Consider the following 9,750-nt stretch of genomic DNA (forward strand, 5'->3'; position numbering starts at 1 on the left):
CTCTCGGTACTTACCGCGTACATAGACATCTCTCAATACATCGTCGGCAATACCCCAAATAAAATTAACAATAGCGTTGTGTGTCGTGTAGTTCATATTGCCAGTACAGTAGGCGATCGCATCCTGATAGTTGTAACAGTTTAAAGTACAGTGTATCTGCTTTATATTAATAGTCTTAGTTTTTTCCTAGCTTCAGAGCTAAATTTTGATAAATAACATCTAACCACACCGGAATCACAGCCTTACCTTCATCCAGAGATGCGATCGCTCTTTTCCTGTCAAATTCTACCAAAGAAAGTGAATCATCCTGTGATAACAACAACATAAACCGCCTCCCCTGACCCGAAACAAACAACTCCGGTTCTTGTTCCTTCAGTTGTTTCAGAGTTTCACAGGCAATATCAAAACTTATCCCCGTAGACAGCCAATATACCAAAGCAGCCAGTTCCACCAGATTAGACCTGGAGTAATAAATACTGCGTCCCGTTCCCGTATCACCAATCACAGGCACAACAATTCCCTTCTCTCGCCAATACTGGATCTGGCGGAGAGTACAACCTGTAATTTGAGCCGCTTCCTTACTTGTGAAAAATTTTTCTTGCATAAAAAACATTTTACAGAAAGCTGCTACAATACAAATATGTTAGTATCAGACAAATATGTTTATTAAGTATGAGCCAAATCACTATTCAGTGTCGTTTAGTAGCCAGTGAAACTACCCGTCAACAGCTATGGCAATTGATGGCAGAGAAAAACACGCCACTGATTAACGAACTACTGAGTCAAATTGGTAAACACCCAGAATTTGAAACATGGCGACAAAAAGGTAAACACCCCACAGGTATAGTCAAAGAACTGTGTGAACCCTTGAAAACTGATCCGCGCTTTATGGGGCAACCTGCAAGGTTTTACACCAGTGCCACAGCATCAGTGAACTATATTTATAAATCCTGGTTTGCCCTAATGAAGCGGTTTCAGTCCCAACTAGACGGCAAACTGCGCTGGTTAGAAATGCTCAATAGTGATGCTGAATTAGTAGAAGCCAGTGGAGTCTCCTTGGATATACTTCAGACTAAATCTGCCGCAATCTTGGCTCAATTTGCTCCCCAAAATCCTGCTGAAACTCAACCAGCAAAAGGTAAAAAGACTAAAAAAGGGAAAAAATCTCCAAGTTCAGATAGCGAACGAAATTTATCAAAAAACCTATTCGACACTTACAGTAATACAGAAGATAATTTAACTTGTTGTGCCATTAGTTATTTACTCAAAAATGGCTGTAAAATTAGCAATAAAGCAGAAAATCCCGATAAATTCGCTCAACGTCGCCGCAAAGTAGAAATCCAAATTCAACGTCTCACAGAAAAATTAGCCGCTCGAATTCCCAAAGGACGAGATTTAACCGATACCATAAGATTAGAAACTCTTTTTAATGCCACTCAGACCGTTCCTGAAAATGAAACACAGGCAAAATTCTGGCAAAATATTCTATTAAGAAAATCCAGTCAAGTGCCGTTTCCAGTCGCTTATGAAACCAACGAAGATATGACTTGGTTGAAAAATCAGTTTGGACGTATCTGTGTAAAATTTAATGGTTTAAGTGAGCATACATTTCAAATTTATTGTGATTCTCGCCAACTTCACTGGTTTCAACGTTTCCTAGAAGATCAACAAATTAAGAAAAATAGTAAAAATCAACATTCTAGTGCCTTATTTACCCTGCGGAGTGGTCGTATCTCTTGGCAAGAAGAACAAGGTAAAGGAGAACCCTGGAATATTCACCATTTAACCCTTTATTGTTCTGTAGATACTCGTCTGTGGACAGAAGAAGGAACAAATTTAGTCAAAGAAGAAAAAGCCGAAGAAATTGCCAAAACCATTACCCAGACCAAAGCTAAAGGTGATCTAAATGATAAACAACAGGCACATCTCAAACGCAAAAATTCCTCTCTAGCCAGAATTAATAACCCCTTTCCTCGTCCAAGTCAACCTTTATATAAAGGACAATCTCATATTCTAGTTGGTGTGAGTTTGGGTTTAGAAGACCCTGCCACAATTGCAGTTGTAGATGGTACAACTGGAAAAGTTTTGACATATCGCAACATTAAACAACTACTTGGTAAAAATTATAAATTACTCAATAGACAACGACAAAAAAAACACCTATTATCCCACGAACGCCATATCGCTCAAAGGATGTCAGCACCAAATCAATTTGGCGATTCAGAGTTAGGAGAGTATATAGATAAATTACTAGCAAAGGAAATTATTGCAGTTGCCCAAACATATAAAGCTGGCAGTATTGTTATCCCAAAATTGGGAGATATGCGAGAGCAAATTCAGAGTGAAATTCAATCTAAAGCAGAACAAAAATCAGATATAATAGAAGTTCAACAAAAGTATGCCAAACAATATCGAACCACTGTTCATCAATGGAGCTACGGTAGATTAATTGCTAATATTCAAAGTCAGGCAAATAAAGCAGGAATCGCTATAGAGGAGGGAAAACAACCAATTCGAGCGAGTCCACAGGAGAAAGCCAAAGAATTAGCGATAAACGCCTATCAATCCCGAAAAGCCTGATTGACAAAATACCGAACCTTGATAATAGAATAGGAAATAACAATAGCGCCGCAGTTCATGTTTTTAATAAACCTCTGTCCTGTGATAAATGCGGGTTAGGTTGACTGTTGTGAGACAGTCGTGCTTTCTGACCCTGGTAGCTGCCCACCTTGATGCTGCTGTTCCCAGTGAACAGGAATAAGGTGCGCCCCCAGTAATAGAGGTGCGGGTTTACCGCAGTGGTGGCTACCGAATCACCTCCGAGCAAGGAGGAATCCACCTTAATTATTTATTTTTGGCGAACCAAAGCGAGGTCAATTTCCCTGGGGTTCTGCCAAAAGTCCAGATACCTTGTCTAGTCTGTATTCGAGATGTTGAGATGCTTTGATAATCCTCCTTTGAGATGGAAATTAAGAGCAAATTTAGGACATCTGCCAAAATTGCTTTTGGAAGTGTCTTCAGATAAGGGTTTGGTCGGGCGGAGTTTCAACACCCCTCCCGGAGTGGGGCGGGTTGAAAGTCATATCCATTAACTAATCTGGCTCTGACTCGATGGTTTCAACACCCCTCCCGGAGTGGGGCTGTACATTAACACCTGTTAAAATTACTTAAAGCCGATGATGAGATTTGAACTCACGACCTACTGATTACGAATCAGTTGCTCTACCACTGAGCCACATCGGCATACTACGATATAAAAGTATAGCATATATTTACAAAAATGGTAGACCCAAATCTCAAAAATCGCTTAAAAGCAGAAATAGCCGCACCCTATCGGGGTTTAAGGCAATTTATTTATCTTGGCGTAGGTGCTTCTGGTTTTATTGGTGCATTTGTATTTTTCTTTCAACTACTTGCTGGGAGGAACATTGACAGCACCTTACCTAATTTTGCACTGCAAGTAGGAATAGTTGCCCTCATGGTATTTCTGTACAGATGGGAACAACAACGCTCAAAATAGATCCCCGACTTCTTCAAAAAATCGGGGATGTGGGTATGAATTTTTTGGAAGTTACTGCGCTGTCACCAAATAAGCAGAAGGAATAGGTTGCGCCCTACCAATAGCTACAAGTGCCTGATACACAAAAGCGGCAATTTCTGCTCTAGTAGCCTGACGATTAGGATCAAGTTGTTGCACCATTGGATAATTAACCACTAATTGTCTCACAGTGGCGGCAGCAACCGGTCCAAGGGCATAATTAGGGATTTGAGCAGCATCAGTGTAAATGCTGACAATGTTGTTATTATTAGCAGTGAACTTTAAACCATTGGCTAAAGCAACTAAAGCCTGAACTCTAGGAATTTCCTGCTGTGGTTTAAAAGTCCCATCAGGATACCCAGCTACAAATTCACTTTGGTAAGCTGATTGAATAGCTCCATAAGCCCAAAAATTGGTTTGTACATCCTTAAACTGAATGGCTGTACGTTTAGCTGGGGGTGTTAATGCTTTGTTGATAATAGTTGCAAATTGGGCGCGAGTTACAGGCTCATTCGGTCTGAAAGTCCCATCAGGAAAACCTGCAATAATATTTTGGGCAGATAAGGCTTCAATGTAGGCTTTTGCCCAATAACCTGTGGATACATCTTGAAATGCACCTACACCACCACCAGCGGGAGGGTTAACAGTTGCGGCTACAAAATCGACAGCACCTAAAATCCGCTTTTGATCAATATCATTACCAACAGCAACAATGCGGTTAGTTCTCGTGGAATTATTCAAGTCGTAACGAGTATTATTGCGAATGAGATTACCACCAGGATTCTCATTAGTACCCAAGTTAGGGAGAGCGTTGATAGTGGCGACAATGCCATCTCGCTTATTATTCTGAATGATATTCTGACGCAGAATAGGTTGGGCTGATTCCGAAATAAACAGACCATCTTGGTTTTGGGTAATTTGGTTTCCTTGTACTAAGGGTGTGGAGGTACCACCAATAGCCAAACCAAAACCAGTATCTTCAAAGGAATTATTTCTAATTTCCCCTTGAGCAGATTTAGTTATTGAAACCCCATTGCCTTTATTTTGGAAGAAGATGTTACTTTCGATTTTGGGATTTCCTGTACCTGTAACAAAAACCCCTTCTCTCACACTGTTGGTAAAAGTATTGTTTTTGATAGTGGGATTTGTTGACTCTACCCACACAGCAGTACCGCGTTGATTGGGATTAGTAACACTTACACCTGCAATAGTGGAGTTGTTTTCTGCTAAAATTGTTACATCCTGTCTAGCAAAAGTACGACTGGTGTAAAAACCACCACCTATAATTACTGTTCCTTGACCTTTGAGAGATTCATTACCCAGAAGTATTACTCCTGGTTTAAGCATTAAAGGAAAGGTTTCACCAGTATCCTTAGTATAGCTCCCAGGAGCAAGTCTAATAACTGTATTTGATTGCGATCGCGAAAGAGCAAAAGTAATGGTTTTGTAGGGAGTTTCTGCGGTCATACCAGCACCACTACGATCTTGACCAGTTACAGGATTAACATAAATCACTGTGGCACTGGCAGGAATTTGGGCAATTAAGGTAGGTGTAGAACCGGCATTAACCTGATTGGTTAGCAGCATGGAACTACTAGCAACAACTAACAAAGCTGTCAGACTGCTGCTTAAAGATAAAAGAGAGATGTTAAAACCCCTAGATTTCATGTTTATGATGTTCTTGATGACGTTCAACACAGTCTAAGTTAACAGTGTCTAACTGTAAAACCCAGTAAAATTACAATTAGTAAATTACAAGTTATCTGACTGCTGACCGCTGACTTAGTAATTATCTTTTTTTGGGATTAGATGAATGACGCTGTTTTGGGATATCGCCTCGCAGTTGTAGGCGGCCATTAGTAATAATTCGCAACATTTCCTGAAGATCCTGCTCGATATTTTCCAAAACATTATCAGCATATTGATCAGCACCATCTTCAATTTCTTGAGCTTGGGCGATCGCAGTTTGGCGCATTTCCTCCAATTCTTGCATACAAGCACGTCGTTTGCGCTCAATTTCCGTCATAGTATCTTGCATCATCGCGTCACATTCTTGCTGCACTTGGCGACGCAGTTGTTCAGCTTCCCGTTCTGCCTGTCTGATAATATCGCTATCAGCCAAGATTTGCGCTCTTTTAGCTTGTGCTGATTCTACAACCTGTTGCCCATATTCCTCAGCCTCCAGCATGATTTCCTCCTTTTGTTGGAGAAGTTCCGCTGCTGACTGAAACACTGATGGTAAAGAAACACGAACAAAATCAAGCTGGTCTAGTAGCTTGTCTTCATCTATCAGCGTGCGTCCCGTCCACGGAATATTGAGACCAGCACAAACTATATCCTCCAGACGGTTGAGTTCTTGCAGAATATCTACACCTCCTTGTCCGTTTGGATTTTCTTGAGGTGGGACATTTTTTCCGTTGTGATTGGGTTCAGGACTAGAGAGTTTTGGTTGTAGCATTGGTATATATCCAGGGCAATGTGTGGGGGAACAAGATGATCGACAGAGCCACCAAACTTTGCAATCTCTTTTACCACACTACTACTTAAAAAACTATACTCGTTCGAGGTGGCCAGAAAAACTGTCTCGATCTGAGTAGAAAGTGTTTTATTAGTGTGAGCCATTTGTAGCTCGATTTCAAAGTCGGAAACTGCTCTTAAACCACGTAACAAAACTTGTGCTTGTCGCATTTGGGCATAGTTAACCGTTAGCCCATCAAAACTGTCTACTTCCACATTGGATAAATGTTTGGTCGTTAGACGAATTTGTTCTATCCGTTGTTGCACTGTAAAAAGTGGCATTTTGTTAGGATTTCGCAATACAGCCACTATTACCCCGTCAAACAGCCGACTACCGCGCTGAATGATATCAAGGTGTCCCAAGGTGATAGGGTCAAAGCTCCCCGGATAAATAGCAATCATTTATATATATCAAACGGCTTGAGGTAATTATAGCGACAGAAGTGGGATAGGTGACTGGGCATTGGGGATTGGGGATTGGTGACTGGGGATTGGTGACTGGGGATTGGTGATTGATTTCTATCCAGCTTATAGGAACAGCCGGTAAGCGTAAAACTCAGCGGCTTTAGCCCTGAGATATAAGCGGATCCTGTGACCTTAGTCACAGTCATCTTTCTTGATATTGCCATACATATTTCTACCCACTCTTTCAATTAACTCACTGACGCTGATCTCCAGTGAATTAGAAGCCTTGATTAAATTTTCCCAAGCAGTATTAGTCACCATTATATTTCGGCGCTTCTTCAGTTCTTCATAAAAGACTGGCTGATTTTTTGTTCTTTTAATTCCTTTACCTGTTGACTTCATTAGAATATACGTATATACTAAGTTAATTCTAGCAGAGCAAGGTGGTGATTGTAAATTGCTAACAAATTATGTATATAAAATCCGCCCCAATCTTAGCCAGTCCAATAAAATGGATAACTGGCTAGATATGCTCCGGTCTACTTACAATTGGAGTTTGGCTGACAGAATAGACCTTGGTTTGGCGAGATTGACTCTACTGTTCTCCAGCAAAACGTTAAACGTCTTGACATTGCTTACAAAAATTTTTTTGAAGGGAGAGGTTTTCCTAAGTTTAAAAACCGTAGCAATTTTACCTCTTTCACTTACCAAATGGGTATAAAAGTTCAAGGAAATAAAATCTATCTTCCTAAGTTGGGATGGATGCGTTTTTTCAATTCTCGGTCAATACCATTAGGATTTACTCTCAAAGCTGCCACATTAAGAAAACGTCAAGATGGTTGGTATGTGGCGATTAGGATCGAAGATAAAGCTATACCCGACTATGTTACCAAGCCACTAAACGAAGTTAATTCTATTCTTGGTTGTGACTTAGGAATAACTAAACTTGTCCATCTCTCCGACAGATATCAAATTGATAATCCTAAATTCTCAACTAATAAAAAAGTTAGCCGCACCTTGAAAATTAGGCCCAAAAGATGAGCCAGTGCGGTATTTGGGTCTCCCCAAGTAAAGCAACTGCCAGTATCAGCACGCACTTTTGTGCAAACGTGTTGAGTTTGGGAACCTGTGCAAACAGGATATTAGGATTGCAAAATCTTAAGAATCTCAGTGGCTTCAGCCCTGAGAGTGTCAAGATATTTAGGGTCGGGAAGGTAGCAGTAGTAAATCCAATCTGTTAGATAATTTTGTATGGGACTAGATTTTTCCGCTTTACCCTTGGGGTTTCAATTTACTTCTCCAGGTCCTATTTTACTAAAATTAGGCCCAATAGTTATTCGCTGGTATGGCTTGTTAATTGCTTCTGCCGTCTTGATTGGTGCAAGCCTTTCTCAACACCTGGCAAAGCGTCGTCACGTTAATCCTGAGTTAATCAGTGATTTATCAATTTGGCTGGTTATTGGGGCTATTCCCGCAGCGCGTGTATATTATGTTTTATTTCAATGGTCAGAATACTCCCAATATCCAGAGAGAATCATTGCTATTTGGCAAGGAGGTATTGCCATTCATGGAGCGATTATGGGCGGTGTAGCAGCGGCTTTAATCTTTGCCAAACTCAAAAAGATATCTTTTTGGCAATTAACAGATTTAGTAGCTCCTTCGCTGATTTTAGGGCAAGCAATCGGACGTTGGGGTAATTTCTTCAATTCTGAAGCTTTTGGTGGACCGACAAACTTACCCTGGAAGCTTTATATTCCCCCAGAGCGTCGTCCTCCCAGCTTGGTTAATTTTGAATATTTCCATCCCACTTTTCTTTATGAATCTCTGTGGGATTTAATGGTTTTTGCTCTGCTGTTAACTTTATTCTTTCGCGCTTTATCTGGCAAACCACGTCTGAAGGTGGGGACGTTATTTCTAGTTTACTGGGTGGCTTACAGCTTGGGACGATTTTGGATTGAAGGTTTACGCACAGATAGCCTGATGCTCGGTCCACTGAGGATTGCACAGATAGTTAGTTTAACAGGAATTACCTTGGGATTAGTCGGTTTAGCTTGGCTTTATTTACTCAAACGCCCTTTACCTGATGTCGTTTCCCCGTCTAAAGGTGATGGGAGCTAGGGATTGGGGACTGGGGATTGGGGATTGGGGATTGGGGATTGGGGATTGGGGATTGGGGATTGGGGATTGGGGACTGGGGACTGGGGACTGGGGATTGGGTAAAAAAGGTTTACCAATTACCAAAAATAAAAAATGCCCCAGAATATTATCTAGGGCTTAACCAGGGTGCATCTACCATTTCTCTCTACTAGGAGAAGGGAGTTAATCCGGAAAGGTAGTCCCGAAATGCCAAAAATTTTTTTCGGAATTGTTGTGTGAGTCTATATGCGTGATTATACTATGAATTTGGGTAATATAAGTTTGAGAGATACCTTAGAATCAGCTGTTTACATTGTGGGAGCAGGACCAGGAGATCCTGATTTATTAACGGTTAAAGCTCAAAAACTCCTGGCAAGTGCTGATGTGATTTTATTTGCTGATTCTTTAATTCCAGAACAGATTTTAGATATCTGTCGGCCAGATGCGGAGATAATTAAAACGGCAAATCAGACTTTAGAAGAGATTTTGCCAACTATGATTGAAAGGGTGCGATCGCAAAAATCTGTGGTGCGTCTTCATTCTGGTGATCCTAGCTTATATAGTGCTATCCATGAGCAAATGCAGCTTTTAGCTGAGGCTAACATTCCTTTTGAAGTTATACCCGGTATCAGCGCCTTTCAAGCTGCTGCCGCTAAACTCAAAGTAGAGTTAACTGTCCCTGGTTTAGTGCAAACTATCATCCTCACGCGCATCAGTGGACGGACAGATGTTCCAACTAGAGAAGAATTAACCACTTTAGCAGCACATCAGGCTAGTCTTTGTTTGTATTTAAGTGCGCGTCATGTTGATGATGCCCAATCTAAACTCTTAGAACATTACCCAGCACAAACCCAAGTAGCAATTTGCTTTCGCATCGGTTGGCCTGATGAAAAAATTCGGGTTGTTGCTCTTGAAGAAATGGCAAATTGTACACACCAAGAACAATTACTGCGAACTACACTTTATATAATTAGTCCGGCTCTATTACCAGTATCAGGCCGTTCTCGCTTATATCATCCTGAACATAATCATTTGTTTCGTTCATCTCATCACTAAAATTTGTAGAGATGTTCCATGGAACGTTTCTACATTCTTTTTCACTAGATGTCTATTAAATATCCAGTATCTTTTGATGTATATAGGGATAATATGGG

General features: G+C 40.8%; 11 protein-coding genes and 1 tRNA gene. 6 read left to right on the plus strand and 6 right to left on the minus strand.

Annotated features, from left to right (window positions below; translation table 11 throughout):
* Positions 1 to 175: 175 nt before the first annotated feature.
* Positions 176 to 604: a MerR family transcriptional regulator gene (locus VB694_RS24900; protein WP_323363008.1), complete on the minus strand. Its 429-nt coding sequence runs from the start codon at positions 602 to 604 to the stop codon at positions 176 to 178.
* 68 nt (positions 605 to 672) lie between these two features.
* Here VB694_RS24900 and cas12k point away from each other — a divergent pair, with 68 nt between their 5' ends.
* Positions 673 to 2,580: a type V CRISPR-associated protein Cas12k gene (gene cas12k, locus VB694_RS24905; RefSeq protein WP_323363009.1), complete on the plus strand. Its 1,908-nt coding sequence runs from the start codon at positions 673 to 675 to the stop codon at positions 2,578 to 2,580.
* Between the two features lie 591 nt (positions 2,581 to 3,171).
* Here cas12k and VB694_RS24910 read toward each other — a convergent pair.
* Positions 3,172 to 3,243, minus strand: a tRNA-Thr gene (locus VB694_RS24910).
* A 37-nt stretch (positions 3,244 to 3,280) separates the two neighbouring features.
* Between VB694_RS24910 and VB694_RS24915 the strand changes: the two genes are divergently transcribed.
* Positions 3,281 to 3,520, plus strand: coding sequence for a DUF3493 domain-containing protein (locus VB694_RS24915; RefSeq protein WP_323363010.1), 240 nt, complete (start codon positions 3,281 to 3,283; stop codon positions 3,518 to 3,520).
* Between the two features lie 51 nt (positions 3,521 to 3,571).
* Here VB694_RS24915 and VB694_RS24920 read toward each other — a convergent pair whose 3' ends face one another.
* The 4 genes from VB694_RS24920 to VB694_RS24935 all read right to left on the minus strand — a co-directional run bounded on the left by VB694_RS24920 (position 3,572) and on the right by VB694_RS24935 (position 6,862).
* Positions 3,572 to 5,206, minus strand: coding sequence for a DUF1565 domain-containing protein (locus VB694_RS24920; RefSeq protein WP_323363011.1), 1,635 nt, complete (start codon positions 5,204 to 5,206; stop codon positions 3,572 to 3,574).
* A gap of 121 nt (positions 5,207 to 5,327) precedes the next feature.
* Positions 5,328 to 5,996 carry a DivIVA domain-containing protein gene (locus tag VB694_RS24925; protein WP_323363012.1) on the minus strand — a complete coding sequence of 223 codons (669 nt, stop codon included), beginning with the start codon at positions 5,994 to 5,996 and terminating at the stop codon, positions 5,328 to 5,330.
* Complete coding sequence (gene coaD / locus VB694_RS24930) at positions 5,906 to 6,457, minus strand: pantetheine-phosphate adenylyltransferase (protein WP_323363013.1); 552 nt, start codon at positions 6,455 to 6,457, stop codon at positions 5,906 to 5,908. The genes VB694_RS24925 and coaD overlap by 91 nt, the downstream gene beginning before the upstream one ends.
* 195 nt (positions 6,458 to 6,652) lie before the next feature.
* Positions 6,653 to 6,862, minus strand: a complete 210-nt coding sequence (locus VB694_RS24935; RefSeq protein WP_213798880.1) for a hypothetical protein — start codon at positions 6,860 to 6,862, stop codon at positions 6,653 to 6,655.
* Between the two features lie 109 nt (positions 6,863 to 6,971).
* Here VB694_RS24935 and VB694_RS25365 point away from each other — a divergent pair, with 109 nt between their 5' ends.
* The 4 genes from VB694_RS25365 (at position 6,972) to cobM (ending at position 9,652) form a co-directional block, all read left to right on the plus strand.
* On the plus strand, positions 6,972 to 7,181 hold the full coding sequence (locus VB694_RS25365) for a hypothetical protein (protein ID WP_416233503.1): 210 nt from the start codon (positions 6,972 to 6,974) through the stop codon (positions 7,179 to 7,181).
* Complete coding sequence (locus VB694_RS24940) at positions 7,172 to 7,501, plus strand: hypothetical protein (protein ID WP_323363014.1); 330 nt, start codon at positions 7,172 to 7,174, stop codon at positions 7,499 to 7,501. The genes VB694_RS25365 and VB694_RS24940 overlap by 10 nt, the downstream gene beginning before the upstream one ends.
* Before the next feature lie 210 nt (positions 7,502 to 7,711).
* A complete protein-coding gene (lgt, locus tag VB694_RS24945; protein WP_323363015.1) occupies positions 7,712 to 8,578 on the plus strand; it encodes a prolipoprotein diacylglyceryl transferase in 867 nt (288 codons plus the stop codon).
* A gap of 264 nt (positions 8,579 to 8,842) precedes the next feature.
* Positions 8,843 to 9,652, plus strand: coding sequence for a precorrin-4 C(11)-methyltransferase (cobM, locus tag VB694_RS24950; protein ID WP_323363016.1), 810 nt, complete (start codon positions 8,843 to 8,845; stop codon positions 9,650 to 9,652).
* The last annotated feature ends 98 nt before the right edge of the window (positions 9,653 to 9,750 follow it).

It is taken from the genome of Anabaena sp. UHCC 0451 (assembly GCF_034931405.1).
Lineage (GTDB): Bacteria > Cyanobacteriota > Cyanobacteriia > Cyanobacteriales > Nostocaceae > RDYJ01.